The 20,591-nt window shown below is 37.7% G+C and carries 22 protein-coding genes and 1 riboswitch; of the genes, 15 read left to right on the forward strand and 7 right to left on the reverse strand.

Translation table 11 applies throughout. The features are described from left to right. The first annotated feature begins 14 nt into the window (after positions 1-14). Positions 15-1,418: a cysteine--tRNA ligase gene (cysS, locus tag MT390_RS08010; protein ID WP_499440541.1), complete on the forward strand. Its 1,404-nt coding sequence runs from the start codon at positions 15-17 to the stop codon at positions 1,416-1,418. Between the two features lie 202 nt (positions 1,419-1,620). Here the strand turns inward: cysS and MT390_RS08015 are convergent, their stop codons facing one another. The 6 genes from MT390_RS08015 to MT390_RS08040 form a co-directional block, all read right to left on the reverse strand. Further along, positions 1,621-1,818 carry a DUF2496 domain-containing protein gene (locus MT390_RS08015; protein WP_240923570.1) on the reverse strand — a complete coding sequence of 66 codons (198 nt, stop codon included), beginning with the start codon at positions 1,816-1,818 and terminating at the stop codon, positions 1,621-1,623. Continuing rightward, positions 1,808-2,377, reverse strand: coding sequence for a primosomal replication protein PriC (priC, locus tag MT390_RS08020; protein WP_166370105.1), 570 nt, complete (start codon positions 2,375-2,377; stop codon positions 1,808-1,810). The genes MT390_RS08015 and priC overlap by 11 nt, the downstream gene beginning before the upstream one ends. Then, positions 2,362-3,144, reverse strand: a complete 783-nt coding sequence (locus MT390_RS08025; protein ID WP_499440543.1) for a TSUP family transporter — start codon at positions 3,142-3,144, stop codon at positions 2,362-2,364. Before MT390_RS08025 ends, priC begins: the two co-directional genes overlap by 16 nt. Before the next feature lies 1 nt (position 3,145). Then, positions 3,146-5,203, reverse strand: coding sequence for an ATP-dependent DNA helicase DinG (gene dinG, locus MT390_RS08030; RefSeq protein WP_499440544.1), 2,058 nt, complete (start codon positions 5,201-5,203; stop codon positions 3,146-3,148). Between the two features lie 327 nt (positions 5,204-5,530). Beyond that, positions 5,531-6,166, reverse strand: a complete 636-nt coding sequence (gene narL, locus MT390_RS08035) for a two-component system response regulator NarL (RefSeq protein ID WP_166370099.1) — start codon at positions 6,164-6,166, stop codon at positions 5,531-5,533. A gap of 297 nt (positions 6,167-6,463) precedes the next feature. Beyond that, a complete protein-coding gene (locus MT390_RS08040; RefSeq protein ID WP_499440545.1) occupies positions 6,464-8,155 on the reverse strand; it encodes a histidine kinase in 1,692 nt (563 codons plus the stop codon). A gap of 64 nt (positions 8,156-8,219) precedes the next feature. Next, positions 8,220-8,372, forward strand: a riboswitch (molybdenum cofactor riboswitch). Between MT390_RS08040 and moaA the strand changes: the two genes are divergently transcribed. From moaA to modC, 14 genes are all read left to right on the forward strand, one after another. Then, positions 8,357-9,340, forward strand: coding sequence for a GTP 3',8-cyclase MoaA (gene moaA / locus MT390_RS08045; RefSeq protein WP_499440567.1), 984 nt, complete (start codon positions 8,357-8,359; stop codon positions 9,338-9,340). (Overlaps the previous riboswitch by 16 nt.) Before the next feature lie 166 nt (positions 9,341-9,506). After that, the gene (gene napF / locus MT390_RS08050) at positions 9,507-9,989 is read left to right on the forward strand and encodes a ferredoxin-type protein NapF (protein ID WP_166370093.1); all 483 of its coding nucleotides are present in this window, start codon (positions 9,507-9,509) and stop codon (positions 9,987-9,989) included. After that, positions 9,986-10,261 carry a chaperone NapD gene (locus tag MT390_RS08055; protein WP_299659815.1) on the forward strand — a complete coding sequence of 92 codons (276 nt, stop codon included), beginning with the start codon at positions 9,986-9,988 and terminating at the stop codon, positions 10,259-10,261. Before napF ends, MT390_RS08055 begins: the two co-directional genes overlap by 4 nt. Continuing rightward, positions 10,258-12,753 carry a nitrate reductase catalytic subunit NapA gene (napA, locus tag MT390_RS08060; protein ID WP_166370089.1) on the forward strand — a complete coding sequence of 832 codons (2,496 nt, stop codon included), beginning with the start codon at positions 10,258-10,260 and terminating at the stop codon, positions 12,751-12,753. The genes MT390_RS08055 and napA overlap by 4 nt, the downstream gene beginning before the upstream one ends. A gap of 114 nt (positions 12,754-12,867) precedes the next feature. Continuing rightward, positions 12,868-13,335, forward strand: coding sequence for a nitrate reductase cytochrome c-type subunit (locus MT390_RS08065; protein WP_499440547.1), 468 nt, complete (start codon positions 12,868-12,870; stop codon positions 13,333-13,335). A gap of 15 nt (positions 13,336-13,350) precedes the next feature. Then, positions 13,351-13,926, forward strand: a complete 576-nt coding sequence (locus tag MT390_RS08070; RefSeq protein WP_028870390.1) for a NapC/NirT family cytochrome c — start codon at positions 13,351-13,353, stop codon at positions 13,924-13,926. 184 nt (positions 13,927-14,110) lie between these two features. After that, complete coding sequence (mobA, locus tag MT390_RS08075) at positions 14,111-14,920, forward strand: molybdenum cofactor guanylyltransferase (RefSeq protein WP_499440548.1); 810 nt, start codon at positions 14,111-14,113, stop codon at positions 14,918-14,920. Positions 14,921-15,175: 255 nt separating this feature from the next. Further along, positions 15,176-15,694 carry a molybdenum cofactor biosynthesis protein B gene (moaB, locus tag MT390_RS08080; protein WP_499440549.1) on the forward strand — a complete coding sequence of 173 codons (519 nt, stop codon included), beginning with the start codon at positions 15,176-15,178 and terminating at the stop codon, positions 15,692-15,694. Beyond that, entirely contained in the window at positions 15,694-16,176 is a 483-nt protein-coding gene (moaC, locus tag MT390_RS08085) for a cyclic pyranopterin monophosphate synthase MoaC (RefSeq protein ID WP_166370079.1), read from the forward strand. Before moaB ends, moaC begins: the two co-directional genes overlap by 1 nt. A 9-nt stretch (positions 16,177-16,185) precedes the next feature. Continuing rightward, complete coding sequence (locus tag MT390_RS08090; RefSeq protein ID WP_499440551.1) at positions 16,186-16,434, forward strand: MoaD/ThiS family protein; 249 nt, start codon at positions 16,186-16,188, stop codon at positions 16,432-16,434. Then, positions 16,435-16,884 (forward strand): molybdopterin synthase catalytic subunit MoaE, encoded by a 450-nt coding sequence (moaE, locus tag MT390_RS08095; RefSeq protein WP_499440553.1) that lies wholly within the window; start codon positions 16,435-16,437, stop codon positions 16,882-16,884. A gap of 126 nt (positions 16,885-17,010) precedes the next feature. Continuing rightward, entirely contained in the window at positions 17,011-17,835 is an 825-nt protein-coding gene (modA, locus tag MT390_RS08100) for a molybdate ABC transporter substrate-binding protein (protein WP_499440555.1), read from the forward strand. After that, the gene (gene modB / locus MT390_RS08105) at positions 17,835-18,521 is read left to right on the forward strand and encodes a molybdate ABC transporter permease subunit (protein ID WP_499440556.1); all 687 of its coding nucleotides are present in this window, start codon (positions 17,835-17,837) and stop codon (positions 18,519-18,521) included. Before modA ends, modB begins: the two co-directional genes overlap by 1 nt. Then, complete coding sequence (modC, locus tag MT390_RS08110; RefSeq protein WP_499440558.1) at positions 18,514-19,629, forward strand: molybdenum ABC transporter ATP-binding protein; 1,116 nt, start codon at positions 18,514-18,516, stop codon at positions 19,627-19,629. Before modB ends, modC begins: the two co-directional genes overlap by 8 nt. Before the next feature lie 74 nt (positions 19,630-19,703). On the opposite strand, the gene MT390_RS08115 is transcribed toward modC, so the two are convergent. Then, entirely contained in the window at positions 19,704-20,582 is an 879-nt protein-coding gene (locus MT390_RS08115) for a U32 family peptidase (RefSeq protein WP_299668953.1), read from the reverse strand. Positions 20,583-20,591 lie beyond the last annotated feature (9 nt).

Here is a 20,591-nt window from a genome sequence, read left to right on the forward strand (position 1 = left end):
GCATTGGATGGAAAATGTTAAAAATCTACAACACCTTAACTCGAAATAAAGAAGAATTTAAACCCCTTGTCGCTGGAAAAGTGGGAATGTATGTGTGTGGTGTTACCATCTATGATTACTGTCATATAGGACATGGCCGTACATTTGTTGCCTTTGATACCGTAGCGCGATACTTACGTTTTAGCGGCTATGACTTAACTTTTATTCGAAACATCACAGATGTCGACGATAAGATCATTAAGCGTGCTAATGAAAATGGTGAAACCTGTGATCAATTAACGACTCGTTTTACCGATGCGATGCACGCAGATTTTGATGCTTTAAATATGATCAGACCAGACATCGAGCCACGTGTTACTGATCACATGCCTGAAGTGATTGAAATGATAGCAACGCTGATAGAAAAAAATCATGCCTATGTTTCTGATTCTGGAGACGTACTTTTCTCAGTATCATCGTTTCCAGAATATGGCCAGTTAAGCGGTCAAAATCTTGAAATGTTGCAGGCCGGTTCTCGTGTTGAAGTTGAAGATAGTAAACATGACCCATTAGATTTTGTTCTATGGAAAATGGCTAAAGCTGGCGAACCATCTTGGTCATCTCCTTGGGGTGAAGGGCGCCCTGGTTGGCATATTGAATGTTCTGCGATGAATAAAAAACACTTAGGTGAAGTTTTTGATATTCATGGTGGTGGTTCTGATTTAAGTTTTCCACATCATGAAAATGAGATTGCTCAATCATGCTGTGCACACCACGGTGAATATGTGAATACTTGGATGCACTCGGGTATGGTGCAAGTTGATAAAGTAAAAATGTCTAAGTCTTTAAATAATTTTTTTACCATTAAAGATGTATTGGATGTCTATGACAGTGAATCTGTTCGTTACTTTTTAATTTCTGGGCATTACCGCAGCCAACTTAATTATTCAGAAGATAACTTGAAACAAGCAAGAGCAAGTTTAGAACGTTTATATACTGCGATACGTGATATAGAAGTCACTGATATTGAGATTGATCAAGCGATTAAAGACAGTAAGTTCTATCAAGGTTTTGTTAAAGCCATGGATGATGATTTTAACACTCCTGAAGCTTTAGCTGTATTGTTTGAACTGGCTAAAGAGTTGAATCGAGTTAAAGCGACTGAGCCTAAACAAGCGGTTCATTTGGCTAGCATGCTGGTTAAGTTTGCTAATGTTTTAGGGTTGTTAAGCCAAAATCCAAATCAGTTTTTACAAGGTGTTGGAAAAAATAATGAAGATGATCAACAAGTTACTGAGATAGACGCATTAATTTTACAACGTAATACAGCAAGGGCAAATAAAGATTGGCCAAGTGCCGATGATGCTCGTGATAAATTAGCTGCATTAAATGTGGTGCTTGAAGATGGCCCTAATGGTACAACTTGGCGTAAAGTTTAATTGCTAACCTTGCTGCCAATATCGGTAAATAATACCTTTAAACCTCAGCCTTTAAATAATACCTTTAAAAAATATGAGTAAACAAGACCTAACAAAAAAGGACATCATTTGATGTCCTTTTTTCGTTTAAGTTGATTTTAATGCTTCGATTAGCAGCGCTTATAAAATGAGTGTCTGTGTTTATGGCTTAGCGTTAAGGATCTTACTCTTGGGGATGTGTAAGTTGTTGACGTTGCTTGTTTTTAAAGTCACGTAAGGTTATTTCTAATGCTTTAATAGTAGCATCAAGTGGTAGGTCGTTTTCTTCTAACAATTGAATAAGATCCACGGCTAGTTTAATTTCCAAAGGGGCAGAAGCTAATCCTAAATCTGTGCTGTGTTTGTCTTTCTCATTCATCATTGTCTAAAGCTTCCATCTTAAACTCTAAGGCTTGTGTAAATTCGTTACATTTTTGGTAACGTTCTTTAAGCACGCTGACTCGTGATTTATGAATTTCTTTGTTACTGCTAACCACTGCCTGCTGGTAAAGGCTATTTTCTTCATTAATCATTGCTAATAGCCGCTTTTCATATTGATACTGGCGTTGCAATTGTTGGTAAACTTTTTCCTGTTGCGTCGAATAACGTTTATAGAGTCCTTCTGCTTTACCGGCATCGAGTTGGTTAACAATATTCAACAATGCAGAAAACTGATTAACGAAACGTTCACACTCATAATTAATAATCACCGTATCCATATTTTTATTAATTACGTAGCTAAGGTGATCAAATGTATTTTGGATCTGCTGGCAGTAACCTGACAAGGTTAAGCTACTCGTGGTGAACAAATGCACTTCAAAACGGAAAGACTTATTCTCCGTTAAGGTGATTTGTGCATCCCATTGTTGGCAGCGAGATGAAAGCGTAGCGAGTTGATCGGATAACGCGCTTAAATGTTTTAAATCTAGTGACTGAACCATGCGTTATATCCGAGGTTAATGGCCATAATAAGCACAATAATAATAAATAATGGGCGGATAAACTTTGCGCCAAAATAAATCGCAGAATGAGCTCCAATAAAAGCACCCAGCATTAAGCAAACGCCCATTGTTAACCCAATAAACCAATTAACTTGACCAAAATAGATAAAGGTTAATAGGGAAACAAAATTACTGGTGAAGTTCATTGCCTTAGCTAAACCACTGGATAATAGAATATTCAAGCGGTATAAGTGCATATTAGAGATAACCCAAAATGCCCCCGTTCCTGGGCCAGAAACGCCATCATAAAAACCTAAAAAAAAGCCTTGAATACGTTGAATTATTCTTAATAAAGGAGAGTTTTCAGGTAGCTCTGCGTTATCAATTTCTTTTACTCGACTAAATAAAGTATAAATTGCGACCGCTAAAATCACCAAAGGTAAAAACTTATTCAGAAATTCCGTGGAAATATAGTTTACTAAAATGGTCCCAAACATGGCGCCAATTAATGTACTGTAAAAGGTATGTTTCCAAAATTTGGGATTAAATAGCTTTTTACGGAAATAGGTATAAGCCGCTGTACCAGAAGCAAAACATGCGGATAATTTATTAGTTCCTAATGTCAGGTGAGGTGGCAAACCAACACTCAATAAAGTCGGTACAGTTAACATACCGCCTCCGCCAACTACTGCGTCGATAAAGCCAGCTATTAAACCAACTAATGCCAATAGCATCCAGCTACTGGGATCTAATACAAACTCTGTCATTTTATTTCTCTACATTTAAAGCAAAAGGGGGAAGGGCATCAATTAAACTTTTGCCATAGCGTTTGGTTATAACGCGCTTATCTAATAAGGTAATTTGTCCAGTATCTGTTTCTTTACGAATTAAACGCCCACAGGATTGTATCAATTTTTTACTGGCCTCTGGTATAGTGATTTGCATAAATGGATTGCCACCTTTTGAGGTGATCCATTCTGCATGTGCCTCTTCAACGGGAGAATCAGGTACTGCAAAGGGCAATTTTGTAATGATTAAATTGGTTAGATAATGCCCAGGTAAATCTAAGCCTTCCGCCAGACTACCGGTACCAAATAGAATGCTGGTTAGTCCCTGATCGCAGTTCTTTTTATGGCTGGTGATCATTTTAGTACGAGACGTTTCACCCTGTACTAACAGCGCTTTAGGATATTTTCGGCGTAACTTATCTGCTACTAGGTTCATTTGCCAATAAGAAGCAAATAATACTAAGTTGGCTTGTTTTTCTTGTATACGTTGAGTAATGTTATCGATTAATTCGTTATCAAATCCAGATTCAGTGGGATCCTTTTTCATATTGGCGACATTGAGAGGGATCGCAGGATAATCGAATGGAGACTTAAGGCGCAAGTATTGCGTGCCGTCATTATTCTTCAAACCTGATTGACGCATAAAATAATCAAAACTATTTAAAGAGGTTAAGGTTGCAGAGCATAAAATAACGCCAGCTGCTTGAGACCAGAGCATATATTCTAATAAACCACCTACTTCTAGGGGACTAGCACAAAGTGTGAATCCATCATTTTCATTGTTCACCCACGCAGCAATAGGCGCTTGATTAGTAGCACGTTCCTTGAGCAACATTTTCCAAAGAGCAAGTAGGTTTTCTAAACGTTGAATATAAAAACCTGTTTCGATTAAAATAGGCTCTGCATCGGATAATTTTATATTAGCGTCTTTTAACTCTTCCGATGTGATGGTAGATAGTTTATTGACCGCACTTAAACACTTTTTGGTCTCTTCCTTTAAACTAATCAATGAATTCACAATACCTTGAGGCACTTCACCCATGGCAAAACGATATTGATTCGACTTATTATAGTTAAGCGGGTTATGACGAAAATAGAGTTCTATTGTTTGTAAATCATTAACCATTTCGTTGGCACTTTCTAGCATAGTTAGGCCCGGTGTAATGGTAGTTTGACGATGTACAACACGATTAATATGTGTGCTTACTTGCTTGATTTTTTTTAGCCAATCTTGACTGCTTTTTATATTTACGCTTGCGCTCGAAAAGTCGCGTGATATTTTAGGTAAATGATGTGCCTCATCAAGTACATAAAAACAGGCATCGGGCTCAGGCAAGATAACGCCTCCCCCTAATTCCAAGTCTGCTAATAACAAGGCGTGGTTAACCACTATCACATCGGCTTTATTGATATTGTCTCGTGCTCGATGAAATGGACATTGTCTATGATTTGATAAGGCTTTTTTACAACTGTGTTTATCGGAAACTATTTGTTGCCAAATGCGACGAGGGATAGGCGTTGCCCAGCTATCTTGGTCGCCATTCCATTTACCATCTAAATATGCGTTACGCATTTTGCTTAATAATTCACTATCACCCGGTTGCGGTTTCTCTGTAAACAGAAGTGTTTGTTGAGATTCATCTTGCTGTTGGTTTAGTAGCTTATGCTCGCAACAATAGCGTTGTCGACCTTTGGCTAAAGTGAAGGTAAATTTATAATCACTGTGGCGTAGAAAAAACGGTAAATCTTTACTGATTAATTGTTCTTGTAAAGTCACTGTTGCGGTAGAGATAACTAGTTTCTTATTCAACCTTAAAGCTACTGGTAACCCTGCCAAGATGTAAGCTAAAGACTTACCTATTCCTGTGCCGGCTTCCGCCACCAGGATGCGTCGTGACTTATCATAGTTACCTGCTAAAACTTTCGCTATTTCAGCCACTAAATAATTTTGGGCTTTACGTGCTTTAAATTGCGGCAGGGCTTTTGTTATGAGTTCATAATTAGCTCTAATTTCTTTTTTTAGTGAGTCTGAAAGCATAAATATAGGTAGTCTTCTCGGCGCAATGGATAGGTGAAAATAAATATAATTAAAAGCAAAAAACCTTTATTTCGGAAGTTTACCAAAATAAAGGTTATATAGCTGTGGAATATTACTAAGGCGTTACTTTTCACGTGATATTAAATCGAGCTAATAAGCTCTAATAAATATTGCTAATGTCATTCTAGATAAGTAAAACGATACTGTTTTGATTATATATGCCTAATTACGTGAACCTAATTAGGCATCATTAAAAACTGAGCAGCCTAGTTTATTCAGCTACTCAGTTTTATTCATTTTTTACTTGGTATTTTAATCTAAGTTTGCTTATTTAGGTTGTTCTAAGAATAACACCGCCGCTTCAACGCGTGATTTTATGCCTAGTTTTTTCAGTAAACTTTTAACATGCACTTTTACCGTACCTTCTGAGATATTCAGGTTTTCTGAAATTTCTTTGTTACTTAAGCCTCGCGAAATTTCTTGCATTATTTGGCTCTCTCTACGAGTAAGAGAAGAAAGTTTATCTCGAATATTGTTTTCTTGATCCAAGCAATCTAGGTAAGGACGTAAATCGTCACTCACTACTAATTTACCTTGTTTGATATCATATAAATTCTCAAGTAAACGTTCAGGGTCGGTATCTTTTAAAAGATAGCCATCAGCACCTTGATTAATTAAGGAAATAACGTCTTGTTTAGCATCGGAAACCGTAAGCATGACAATTTTACTGGTGATGCCATCATTACGTAATGCTTTAAGGGTTTCTAAACCAGACACTGCCTTCATGTTTAGATCTAATAACACCATATCGGGATGTTGTTTTTTGACCATACTGACGGCTTCAATTCCGTTTGTTGCTTCATCAATTACCACAAAGTTTGGGTCAATACTGAGTAGTTGAGTGATGCCTTTACGCATAAGAGGGTGGTCATCAACAACAATAACTGTAGATACATTGTTCATTTGTGATTCCTTTAATTGGTCATGGTTAACGTGAAATTGCTCACAAGTATAAATGTAAACGATGAGTGGGGGTATACCTGTTATCAATCAAGATGAAAAAAGTTATTCGTGAGTCATAAATACCTATACACAATCTAAAATAAGAAAGTATTGAATTTGAGTATTTACATTAAGCCTATATATGATTCTTTGCTTAAACACTTGAGCTAGGGCATTAATAATATACCTTGAATAATAACAGGTATGTGAATTATAAGTGATTTATAATCATAGGTATAAAAAATTATGAATAATTACTCAAATTTTGAAGGTAAGTTTGACTTCGGTACCAACTGTTAGGTTTTTTATTCGTAAAACTGCATTAAGTTCTTCTGCACGTTGATTCATTATCTCAATACCGTAATGATTATTTTTACCCGGTTTATCTTCAATACCAATGCCATCATCACGTACGGTAATAATCACTTGCTTTTCTTCAATCACACAGCTGATCAAAATGTTATTACAATCAGCATGTTTCATTGCATTGATCATTGCTTCCCTAACTATTTGCAACATATGAATGTGTTGATTCGCATGAGTTTGAAAATTAGAATCGAATTTGCCCATCTTTATCTTGGCGGTTGTTTGTTTTTGTAGTTGTGAAGTCATAATAACAACGGCTTCTTTGAAGTCAGAGACACCGATGTTTAAGCGGAAAGTGGAGAGTAATGAACGCAACTGTACATAAGCTTCTGTGACTGCTTCTTCGATATTGTTAACGGATGTTTTTGCACCTTGATTGTCTTTATCGGCACTGGCCTCTAATTGGCGGCGTAAAACAGTACATTGAATTTTCAAAAAAGACAGAGCTTGCGCTATGGAGTCATGTAATTCTCGTGCAATAACGCCACGCTCTTCAACTAATAATAGTTTTTGTTCCTGCAAACTGTATTCTTCTTGGTACAGGGCACGAGCAAGTAAACTACTGAAACTATTAATCACGGAGTTATCTTCACTGTCGTTAGCCCCTTGAATATAATTTAAATAACCATACGGACTCCCGTTAATATTGATAGGGATACGTTTATTATTGCCCGTTTTTGTTGCACATCCAATGTCACTGTCAATTTCAATTCCATTCTCTAACTCCAAACATAACTTAGTTAAATTGGTTTGTTTAGCGAGTGCATTTAAGGCATCACGAATTATCGAGTGGGTTAGTTTAACGGTACTAAGTTGCTGCGAAATAGTGAACAAGAATTGAATCGTTTCGTTAGCTTTTTCTAGTTCTGTCTTTTTATCAAATACTTTTTTCTGCATCGCATTAATCAAGGATTCGAGTTCTGCAGACATACTTTGTAGGCCGGTTGAAAGAGCACCAATTTCGTTATCATTATCAGAAAAATTAACGTTAAAGTGATGATTTGAAATAGAATTAACATTGGTTTCAAGTTGATTGATAGGCGCAACGATATAACGTCGACAGTAAATAAGAAGAAATAAGGCGCTTGAGGCAATAAGTAAGAAAACGACCACTTCAGAAACTAAAATAAGTGATGATTCTTTTTTTAATAATTGCTGATATTGTTGAATGGTAAGTTGAGCGTGTTCTACAACGTGAGATAACTGAGTTTTTAATTCTTGATCTGAAAGTTGATATAATTGCTGCTGTAAAGTCAGTAGTTCAGCGCGTAGGTTGATATTTGATAAATGGATGTCACTGACATCTAAATATTTATTTTCTAATAGCTTATTAGCTAACAATGGCGAAAATCCATTAAGAGAAGAATGGATTTGGTCTCGGTCTGCTTGGTCTTCATAAAGGAAATGTATGGCTTTATGCTTGAGCGTGACTAAATTATTGATCGCTTCATTGTTGTTATCTTGACTATGGGAGGTAGTAATAAAGATAAGCGTATGTGTTCCTGCTATGATAAGTAGCAGTACGGAGAATGTTGAAATCACTCTTGTGATAGAAAGTGAATGAAATAGTAGATTAATCTTCATACATAGTTAAGAATAATAGGTAACGAGTTGATAGAGTCTCCTTGATATGGAGGATGATGTCATCTAATTTTTATAGCTCCGAGCTTGAATCGCTAAGTTTATCATAACTTTTAGTAAATATGCGAGGCAAGCCGCTTATCCCGTTAATGGATAAGAAGGGTAAACTTAGAAATGAGTTTGCCTCCCGTGTTTGGAAAGGAACTGACCATGCAATTAATAGATAAATACCAGCGTAAATTTGAATATTTACGGTTGTCGATCACCGATGAATGTAATTTCAAATGTAATTATTGTTTACCCGATGGATACCAACGAACCCATCAAAAACAATTTTTATCAGAAAGTGAAATTAAAAACTTAATCAATGCCTTTGCTGAACTAGGTACTACCAAAGTAAGAATTACCGGTGGAGAGCCAAGTTTACGTAAAGACTATGCGAATATTATTAAGCTGGTGGCTAACACCGATGGCATTAAAAAAGTCGCAACCACCACCAATGGTTTTAATTTAAGTAAACATGCCGTTGAATGGTATGAGGCAGGGTTAAGTGCGATCAATGTCAGTGTCGATAGTTTAGATGCCAATACCTTTAATCTTATTACCGGTAAAAATATCTTTCATAAAGTTATGGAAGGCGTAGAAGCCTGCGCAAAGGCTGGCTTTAAGCAAGTTAAAGTGAATAGTGTATTGATGAAAGGCTTAAATGATACGGATCTGACAACCTTTATTAATTGGATCAAACATCAACCGATTCAACTGCGCTTTATTGAATTGATGAAAACAGAAGATAATACCGAGTTTTTTAATCGTTATCATCTATCAGGTCAAAGCATAAAAGAAACGCTATTAAAGCAACAATGGGTACAAAAAACGCGTCACGCAAATGATGGTCCTGCAGAAGTATTTACCCACCCCGAACATCTCGGGGAGATAGGGTTGATCATGCCCTACAGTAAAGATTTTTGTGATAATTGTAATCGCTTACGTGTCTCTTCTGTGGGCCGATTACATTTATGTTTATTTGGCGAAGAGGGGGTTGAACTGCGTCATTTGTTACAAAATAAAACTGATAAAGAGCAATTAAAAGCAACAATTGTTGCTGCTTTGAAAGAGAAAAAGTCATCACATTTTCTTGATTTAGGACTGTCAGGAGGAACACCGCATTTAGCATCAATAGGCGGTTAGTTATTGAGTTGTCTAAATATTCTCCGCTATTTGCGGGGAATGTCTCAAACCTGCACAAATCTCTTGATCTATGTCAACTGCACTTCAACTACTCCCTTTTTTTTAAATGCTTCTGCTACAGTTACATCCATATTTAATTCACATTAATTTAACAATTAGTTTCAGTATGCCCGACATTGATTTACATAAACGCAATTTATTTCGTCGACAATCGGATTTGGTGATCAACAACTTGATGCCATGGATTGAAGACAGTCAACAATTTGTTAATAACTGCACCCAATGCAAAAGCTGTATTAGCAGTTGTCCTGAAAAAATCATTGTTCAGGGTGATGCAGGTTTTCCAGTGGTGGATTTTTCATTAGGGGAATGCACCTTTTGTGGAGAATGCGCGAAAAGCTGCGAAGAAGATATTTTTGTAGCGACAACAGAAACACCTTGGCATAAAAAAGCAATTATCGCAGAAAGCTGTCTAGCTAACCAAAACGTTTATTGTCGCAGTTGTGGTGAAAGTTGTCCCGAACAAGCCTTGAGTTTTAAAATTGGTATCAATGCTATACCAGAAATCGATTTAACATTATGTAATGGCTGTGGCGCCTGTTTTTCTCCCTGTCCAACTAGCGCCATTAGTATTAAGGAAGATAAATGAAAGAAGAAGAATTACATGTGTCGAGTTTAATCGTACATGTTAAATCTGAACAAATACTAGACCTAACTAACAGCATCAAGACGATGTCTAGAGCGGAATTAGTAACAGTGACAGAGCATGGAAAGGCGATTGTCATTATTGAAGCGGCTAATCAACGCCAAATAATGGAATGCATTGACCAAATTAACGACATTGACGGTGTAGTACACACTAGTCTTGTTTACCACGAGTTTGAAAAATCTACGCAAAATAACAGCGAGGAAATACAATGAAATTTACCAGACGTGAGTTTATGAAAGCACAAGCGGCAGCCTCAGCTGCTGCAGTTGCAGGCATAGCATTACCCGTATCAGCTAGTAATATTATAGCGAGTAAAGATGCGACTAAAATTAAATGGGAAAAAGCACCATGTCGCTTTTGTGGAACTGGCTGTAGTGTTTTAGTCGGTACACAGGAAGGCAAAGTGGTAGCAACACAGGGCGATCCTGAGTCTCCTGTTAATAAAGGCCTTAACTGTGTGAAAGGTTATTTCCTTTCTAAAATCATGTACGGTAAAGATCGTTTAACAACACCATTACTACGTATGACCAATGGTATTTATGATAAAAATGGTGAATTTGAACCTGTTTCTTGGGACGTTGCCTTTGATATTATGGCGGTTAAATTCAAAGATGCTTTGAAAAAAACAGGTCCTACTGCAGTAGGCATGTTTGGTTCTGGTCAGTGGACTGTAATGGAAGGTTATGCGGCTAGTAAATTAATGAAAGCAGGGTTTAGAACGAATAACCTTGATCCTAACGCTCGTCATTGTATGGCTTCTGCGGTAGGTGGTTTTATGCGTACTTTCGGTATCGATGAGCCAATGGGTTGTTATGATGACTTAGAAAATGCAGATGCATTTGTATTATGGGGATCGAATATGGCAGAAATGCACCCGATCCTATGGTCTCGATTAGCTGATCGTCGTTTAAGTAATCCAGATGTTAGCGTACATGTTTTATCTACTTATACACATCGTTCGTTTGAGTTAGCAGATAATGGCATGATCTTCACGCCACAAACTGACCTCGCAATACTTAACTTTATTGCAAACTACATTATTCAAAATGATGCGGTGAATAAAGACTTTGTTACTAAACATACTAACTTCCGTAAAGGAACAACCGATATCGGTTATGGACTTCGTCCAGAGCATCCTCTACAGCAGGCGGCTAAAAATCCAGACTCGGGCGCTTCAACGCCAATGAGCTTTGAAGAGTTTGCTGAGTACGTTTCTGAATTTGATGTCGAATATGCAGAAAAAATGTCAGGTGTACCTGCTGATAAACTGATAAAACTTGCTAAAATTTATGCCGATCCAAAAATTAAAGTAACTTCTTACTGGACGATGGGCTTCAATCAACATACACGTGGTGTATGGGCAAATAACTTGATGTACAACGTCCATTTATTAACGGGTAAAATTTCTCAACCAGGTTCTGGTCCGTTCTCTTTAACTGGCCAGCCTTCTGCTTGTGGTACTGCTCGTGAAGTAGGTACTTTCTCGCATCGTTTACCGGCTGATTTAGTGGTTAAAAACCCTAAACATCGTGCTACTGCAGAAAGAATCTGGAAGTTACCTGAAGGAACTATTGAAGCGAAGCCGGGTTACCATGCCGCTTTACAAAACCGTATGCTCAAAGACGGTAAATTAAATGCTTATTGGGTGATGTGTAATAACAACGTACAAGCGGCAGCGAATATAAACGAAGAAGTGATCCCAGGTTACCGTAACCCAGATAACTTTATCGTGGTATCTGACCCTTATCCAACCGTAACTGCACAATTAGGTGACTTAATTTTACCAACAGCGATGTGGGTAGAAAAAGAGGGTGCTTATGGTAATGCGGAACGTCGTACTCAAGTTTGGCATCAACAGGTTAAAGCTCCTGAGGGTGCAAAGTCTGACCTATGGCAAATGATGGAGTTTGCTAAACGTTTTAAAATTGAAGACGTATGGGATGCAGACTTGATTGCAAAAATGCCAGAAGTGAAAGGTAAAACCATGTACGACGTACTTTATCGTAATGGACAAGTCGATGCATTTGGTTTGGATGAAGTGAAAGATGATCAATTAAATGATGAAGCTCGTCATTTTGGTTTTTATGTGCAAAAAGGCCTATTTGAAGAATACGCAAGCTTTGGTCGTGGTCACGGACATGATTTAGCACCTTATGATAGATATCATGAAGTACGCGGTTTACGCTGGCCGGTAGTAGATGGAAAAGAAACACAATGGCGTTTCCGTGAAGGTTCAGATCCTTATGTTGAAAAGGGTACTGGTTACCAATTTTATGGACATGCAGATAAAAAAGCGATTATTTTTGCTCTACCTTATGAGCCTGCTGCAGAGTCGCCTGACGAAGAATATGACTTATGGTTAAGTACTGGTCGTGTACTAGAGCATTGGCATTCAGGTTCGATGACAAGGCGTGTACCGGAACTTTATAAAGCTTTCCCTGATGCGGTGGTATTTATGCACCCGGATGATGCCCAGCAACGTGGTTTACGTCGTGGAGACGAAATTGTAATGGCTTCAAGACGTGGTGAATTAACTTCTCGTGTTGAAACGCGTGGACGTAATCGTCCGCCTAAAGGTTTGGTATTTATGCCTTGGTTTGATGCTAAACAGTTAACTAATAAGTTAACTCTTGATGCAACTGATCCGTTATCAAAACAAACTGATTACAAAAAATGTGCTGTAAAAGTTACTAAAAAAGCGTAATTAAGCAACGCTAATAAAATAACGCTACTTTGATAATGCAAGTAGCGTAAGCAACACATGTACTCTATTAAATGGACTCTTTGTTATAAAAATATAACAAGATGGAGAAAAGCAATGAAAAAATTTATCACAGCGATTTTTACTGCATCAGTGATCGCATTATCTGCACCTAGTGCTTACAGTGCCGATGATGTTGTTATGTCAAATAGTGGTGGTGTGCCATCTCTACGTGGCTTAGTTGAAATATCAGATGTTAATCAATCTGAAGCACTTAAAAAAGTGCCAAGAGAACAGCACCTTATGGATCGTAACTATGTTCAGCAACCACCATTGATTCCACATTCTATCCGTGGTTATCAAGTGAATTTAAATGCTAACAAATGTTTGTCTTGTCATAGTTTTAAAAATGCAGGTGCGATGGGAGCGACTAAAGTCAGTGTAACTCACTTTATTACTCGTGAAGGTACAACATTGTCTGATGTTTCACCTCGCCGTTACTTTTGTTTACAGTGTCATGTGACACAAGCAGATGCTAAGCCTCTGGTTGATAATACATTCACACCGGTAGATTCATTACGCTAAGCGGGAGCACAAATTATGCTTAAACTATTAAAGCGTTTATGGGTGATCATGAAGTCACCTTCAACTGCCTCATTTGGATTTATTCTAGTGATTGGCTTTTTAGGTGGGATCATCTTTTGGGGTGGTTTTAATACCGGCATGGAAGCAACTAATACCGAAGCTTTTTGTTCTGGTTGTCATGCACCAATTGTTAAAGAAATCCGTGAAACTATCCATTATTCAAATCGCTCTGGTGTACGTGCTATTTGTTCGGATTGTCATGTGCCCCATAATTGGACAGATAAAATTGTACGTAAAGTACAGGCATCTAAAGAGTTGGTTGCATTTGCAATGGGTACCATTGATACGGATGAAAAATTTAAAGCTCGGCGTGCGCATTTAGCTAATCGTGAGTGGCAAAGGATGAAGGAAAATAACTCACAGGAATGTCGTAACTGTCATCAATTTGAATATATGGATTTCAGTGAACAAGGTAAACGTAGCGTGAGCCAACATTCAACGGCACTTGCTTCAGGAGACAAAACCTGTGTTGATTGTCACAAAGGTATTGCGCATCAATTACCTGACATGAAAGGCATAGAAGGCTGGTAAGTTAGAGGTTATACTAATATAAAAAAAGGAGCTTTGAGCTCCTTTTTTTATTGTCTAGAACCGCATACGCATAATGGTTACTAGGGAATAGTTACTAGGGTAATAGTTACTAAAATAATAGTTACTAAAATAACAGTTACTAGACTAAATTAATTTTATAAACACAACACCATTAGGAAAAAATGTGAACATAGCGGGTATCGTATTAGCGGGTGGACAATCATCTAGAATGGGCCAAGACAAAGCAAAGCTCACAATTGAAGATCATACACTGTTATCGCGTGCAGTTAATTTATTACATGCTGCTGGATTTGACGATTGTTACGTTAGTGGTGATTATCAAGGGTTTAATTGTATCCCAGATACACAATCAGAGTTGGGCCCCATTGCAGGTATAGCGGCTTGTGCGACACAACTAAGTGGACTAAAACAGGCTTGCCCGTCAATTGATAATTCAGCGTATTCTGCTCCAGAATATTACGCCCCAAAACATTACGCCCCAAAAAATTATGTCCCAAAACATAGTACATCCGAGCATAAAGTCCCTGAATATAATGTCGCAGAACATTCAACTCCAGAATGGTCTACTGTAGAACATTGCAATACAAAACAAAGCAAAAAATACGATGCGCTGTTTATTATGCCAGTGGATATGCCGTTATTAGCTGCAGAAGATTGTAAAAAATTGCTGCAACATTTTATAAAGCAATTTACAAATCAATCCATTACAGGTAAACAAGGCGTATATTACAAAGAAACGACGTTTCCAATGTTATTATCGCTGAATGATACATTAATAACCTATTTAAACGACGCGCTTAACTCTGTTCATAAAAAGCAGCGTTCTTTATATCGTTTAATTGAAACGTTAAATATAGAGGGGATAAGTCAACAGCAAGTTGATCTATTTAGATTTGAAAATACCAATACGCCGGAGCAATGGCAGCGGTGCTTAGTAACCTATAACAAAATGCAGACGGTCAAATTTAAATAGTCTCTACACAATTTTAAAAAATACTTAGGCACTGATATAACTCAATTTGATACAACAAAAAATCAAGTACAGTGTCACCCATGTTTTAAAGTAGCTGTTACAGAAAACCTGTATTCAGAAAAACCGGCATAGAAACATTAAAGCAGTTATTTTCTGATAAAAATAAGTCACTTAATGAGTGTGATAGCTAGTATTTCAAATGCTACTCTTATTTAACCAGAACAAAGCAACCATTTAAAAATTATAAGGATTAACATGAGCCATCTATCAAGCAAAGAATTTACGCCTGCTAACATCGCAGTATTGACCGTTTCAGATACTCGTAACGAATCTACAGATACTTCAGGCGGTTACTTAGTTGAGGCTTTAAAAGCAGCAGGGCACCAACTTACAGATAAAAAAATAGTGATTGATGACCCTTATAAAATTCGTGCTGTTGTATCTCAATGGATAGCAGATGAAAAGACCGAAGTGATCATGATCACCGGTGGCACTGGGTTTACTGCTCGCGATACAACGCCTGAAGCTGTATCTGTATTGTTTGATAAACAGGTGGAAGGTTTTGGTGAGTTATTTCGTGCAGTGTCTTACCAAGAAATTGGTTCTTCTACGATTCAAAGTCGTGCATTAGCTGGGTTTGCTAATAATACCGTTATTTTTTGTATGCCTGGTTCAACAGGGGCATGTAAAACGGCATGGACAAAAATTATTGTTGAGCAAATCAATGCACAGCATAAACCATGTAACTTTATGCCGCATTTAGGAGCTGAATAATGTCTGCAACTTTTACGCACATTAACCAAGATGGTAAAGCGAACATGGTCGATGTTACTGCTAAAGAAGTAACCGTTCGTCAGGCAATTGCCGAAGCTTATGTGGATATGTCACCGGAAACACTTGCTTTAATTGTTAATGGTCAACACCATAAAGGTGATGTATTTGCGACTGCACGTATTGCAGGTATTATGGCTGCCAAAAAAACCTCAGATTTAATACCACTTTGCCACCCATTGGCATTAACAAAAGTGGAAGTAAATATCACAGCAGAAACAGATATGAATCGAGTACGTATTGAAAGTTTATGTAAATTATCTGGCAAAACCGGTGTTGAAATGGAAGCTCTAACAGCTGCTTCAGTTGCTGCATTAACCATTTACGACATGTGTAAAGCGATTCAAAAAGATATGGTTATTTCTGCAGTAAAACTATTAGAGAAAACAGGTGGTAAGTCAGGCCACTTTAAAGCTGCGGAATAGGGAGCTAGGATGATTAAAGTACTATTTTTTGCCAAGTTAAGTGAACAGCTGGGTGTTAGAGAATTACAAGTTGATGCAGAAAATGCTGAAGATACTAAGCAACTATTTGCTTATTTGTTAAACCATAAAGCTGAATGGGCGCCGATTTTAACTTCCCAACCTTGTTTAAAAGCAGTTAATCAAGCGATGGTCGCTAATGATGTTGCACTAAAAGACGGTGACGAAGTAGCTTATTTTCCTCCCGTTACAGGAGGTTAAATGATTAGTGTTCAGGAGTTAGATTTCAACCAACAGGTTGAGTACGATCGCTTAAAAAGCACCACTAAAATAGGTGCTATCGTAACATTTACCGGATTGGTTCGAGATATTAACGAAGGTCAACAAGTCAGTGATCTCGCATTAGAACATTATCCTGGTATGACAGAAAAATGTTTACAGGATATTGTCGAACAAGCACAGCAACGTTGGAATATCATTGACTTTAGCGTTATCCACCGTGTTGGTCAATTGGCTATTTCTGACCAAATCGTGTTTGTAGGCATTGCAAGCCAACATCGTGGTGATGCGTTTGCAGCTTGTGAATTCATTATGGATTATTTGAAAACACAGGCACCATTTTGGAAAAAAGAAACCATGGCAAACGGTGAAACTAAATGGGTAGATGCAAGAGAACACGATCAACATGCACTGACGAAGTGGCAAAGTTAATCGCTAGTTAGTGAAGCTGTCTTTAAAACTTAAGCTAATGCGGTTGAAAGTATATTCAAGGTAGCAAGTGGCATATTAAGGTAAAAAACAGATAAGACCGCATACGTAATACCAAGGTGAAAATCAATGTTGAAAAGATTAAATAAGCGTTTTCTATATTTTGCTATATTGCTTGTTAGCTCATTAATGGCTGCTAATGTGATAGCAGCAACAGTCGCAGTAAAAGAAGTAAAGCCGGTTACCTCTGTGAATAATCAAAATACGCCTGAAAATATTAAAGCGCTTAATCTTGAACCCTTAAATATTGCCGTTGCCAGTAATTTTAAAGTAGCCGCGTTAGACATTGCTCGACAGTTCACTAAGCAGTTTGCCATTGAGGTTCATATCTCTAGTGCTTCCACCGCGACACTTTACCAACAAATCTTACGTGGCGCTCCCTTTGACCTGTTTTTATCGGCGGACCAAAAGCATGTGAAATTATTGATTGATGCGAATAAAACGGCACAGCACCTTGGTTTCATCTATGCTCAAGGACGCTTAGTGTTTTGGCAACCAGCACTTAATCATCAACCTACGTTAGATGATTTTATAACTTATCAAGATAGGCTTGCTATTGCTAACCCTAAATTTGCACCCTATGGCATTGCAGCCCAACAAGCATTAACGTTTACTGAAAAATGGCAATCGCAACCCTACGTTATGGGTAATAATATCAATCAAGCTTTCCAGTTTGTGGACTCTAAAAGTGTTGCCGCGGGCTTAGTCTCTTACGCTGCAGTGATTCAAAAACAGCAAGCACATTATGTGTTGATTCCTCTGCAATGGCACCAACCTATTACACAATATGGTGTGATCACAAATGATCAAAAAAACCAGCAAGCTGAATTATTTAAGCAATTTTTACTGTCCTCCACGATACAAAAGCAAATTGCACAGCAAGGTTATAATTAATGCTTAGCCCAGGTGACTATCAAGCAATTTGGCTGACTTTAAAGTTAGCAGGATTAACTACTTTTTTGTTGATGATAATGGCACCGCCTTTAGCTTGGTGGTTAGCGCGCAGTCAAGCTAAATTACGTCCTTTAATTGAGTCGCTGGTGGCATTGCCATTAGTATTGCCGCCAACTGTTCTTGGTTTTTACCTGTTAATCGCCTTTTCACCGGAGCACTTTTTAGGGCAGTGGTGGTTGGGTTTTAGTGAAACCTCATTGGCTTTTTCTTTTACAGGTTTAGTCATTGCTTCAGTGATCTATTCATTACCCTTTGTAGTTCAGCCATTACAGAGTGCTTTTGTCCACCTTGATAAAACATATTTAGAAGTCAGTTCCACCCTTGGTTATGGAAAGTATGAACGGTTATATAAAATAATTTTTCCTATGTTATTGCCTAGTTTTATTATTTCTGGTGCATTGGGATTTGCACATACCATTGGCGAATTTGGCGTGGTTTTGATGATTGGTGGGAACATTCCAGGGGAAACGCAGGTCTTATCTATCTTGTTATTTGACCATGTGGAATCTTTACAATATAGCTCTGCGCATCAACTTTCATTTATTTTATTAGTATTTTCAATGTCACTGCTGGTGGTCATTTATGGTTTCTTGCAAAAGCGTCAGCAACGGGTATTAAATGCTTAAGTTCGATATTCAAAAAAACTTCAAAATTAACAGTACTTCAAATCATAAAACTAGAACGTTGCACTTTAAAGGTGAATTAAACTTATCCGGTGTATGTGCTATTTTTGGTGATTCTGGTGCGGGTAAGACAACCTTATTACGTTGTTTAATTGGTTTAGAAGAATGCACCGGGCAGATCAGTTTTCAACAACAACAGTGGTTGAACCAACCCGAAAGCAATAAGGCGAAATCTAAAAGTACTGTTCATAAACCATTGCGGGTGGCGACAGAGAAAAGAAACATTGGCGTGGTCTTTCAAGAGCCTAGATTATTTCCGCATTTAAACGTGCAACAAAATCTACAACTGGCGGTTAATAAATCTGAAAACAGCGCCTTTACTATTCAAAAACTGGCTCAGAACTTAGGATTTACGGAGTTGTTAAATCACCAAACTACACAACTTTCCGGAGGGCAAAAGCAACGCATCGCTATTGCGCGTGCTTTATTAACGAATCCACAATTGTTAGTGATGGATGAACCTCTTTCGTCATTAGATGCCAGTAGCAAACAGTTGTTATTACCCTTTATTAAACAGATCAGTGAACATATTCCCATTTTGTACATTACTCACTCTGAACATGAACTTTTTTATCTGAGTAAACAAATGATATTGGTTAATAATGGTGAAATAGAAGCAATCGGTGAGCCGCAACAACTGTTTTTAGACAGTGAATTATCATTGATTAAGTTTGCTCAGCAAGGTTTGATTTTAAACGTATTAGTTAAACAATTTGATCCAGTCGAAGGGTTAATAAAAGGCTGCTTAGATGGGCAAACTTTATACATATCAGCAGACCAAGCTCCATTAACAAAGCAAATACAGGTGAAAATTAATAGCCGAGATGTGATCATCGCACTTAAACCGATTGAAGGAAGTTCTTTATTAAATTGTCTCACTGCACAGGTGATTGATTTCTCTCAGGATCAACAAAAAGCAGTGATATTAACATTAAAAATTAACTCACAGTTTATCTATGCTTATATAACCTTACGCTCATTTAACAAGCTTAATCTGGCTATCGGCAGTAACGTTTTTGCGCATGTAAAAACCATGAGTATTATTAATTAGGTACGCCATCATAGAGCCTCCACAGCAATGCGGCGGCTGATATAACGGCTAATATAAGGGCACTGGTTGAATACTTATTGCTGTAAAGAAAGGCCAGCTATTTGATGCCAATATCCATTACATTGTAAGTTATCGTGTTTAATTGTTTGTGAGTCGCCTAGGATCTGCTGCTTAAACTGCTGTAAAGTCGCTAAGCTATCTAACGAGCTTGGACTAACGCGTACAACATCAACCAATCCTCGCATGCTTTCAACATCATTTAACAAGTTATAGCAATAACCTGATTGTGTTTGTATCCCATTTAAAACAAAGACTTGTTGTCCTTCTTGAGTGCTTGTAATACGACCTTGCGGGTATTTAATACAACATAACTCGCAATCATCTTTAGCTTTATTTTCTGAACGAGCGGTAAAACAACGCGCGGAATAAGCGAGTGGTAAATGACCATGGGCAAAGACTTCCACTTCAAAATGTTCGCGGATCCCCATTGCTTGTGCATCAATCAATGCTTTTTGTAACCAATCACGCGAAAGCTCTACTGGCATTACCCAGCGTTGCATTCCTTGGTTAACAAATAATTTAAGCACATGTGCGTTATAACAATTAATCGCTGGGCCACAAACAAAGGGGACTTTCTTTTCAGATAATAATTGAATCGCTCCAATATCGTTTGCTTCAACCGAAAGTTCGCCATTTTCACAAAGTTGCTTTAATACTTTTACTTCAGAAGGTGCCTCTAAAAGCGCCATACTTGATAATACAATTTCTTTACCCTGATTATTTAAGGCTTTAGCTAGGTATATCCAGTCACGTGCTTTTAACTCACGACGTTTACTACACACAGTTTCACCCAAATAAATAATATCAGCATCACTGCTTAGTGCTTGTTGATAAAAGTCTTCAGTGGTTTGTTTTGGCCAGTAATATAATAAAGGCCCTAATGATAATTTCATAAATTTCCC

The sequence above is a fragment of the Vibrio sp. 2-Bac 85 genome (assembly GCF_037546705.1).
In the GTDB taxonomy this organism is placed as follows: domain Bacteria; phylum Pseudomonadota; class Gammaproteobacteria; order Enterobacterales; family Psychromonadaceae; genus Psychromonas.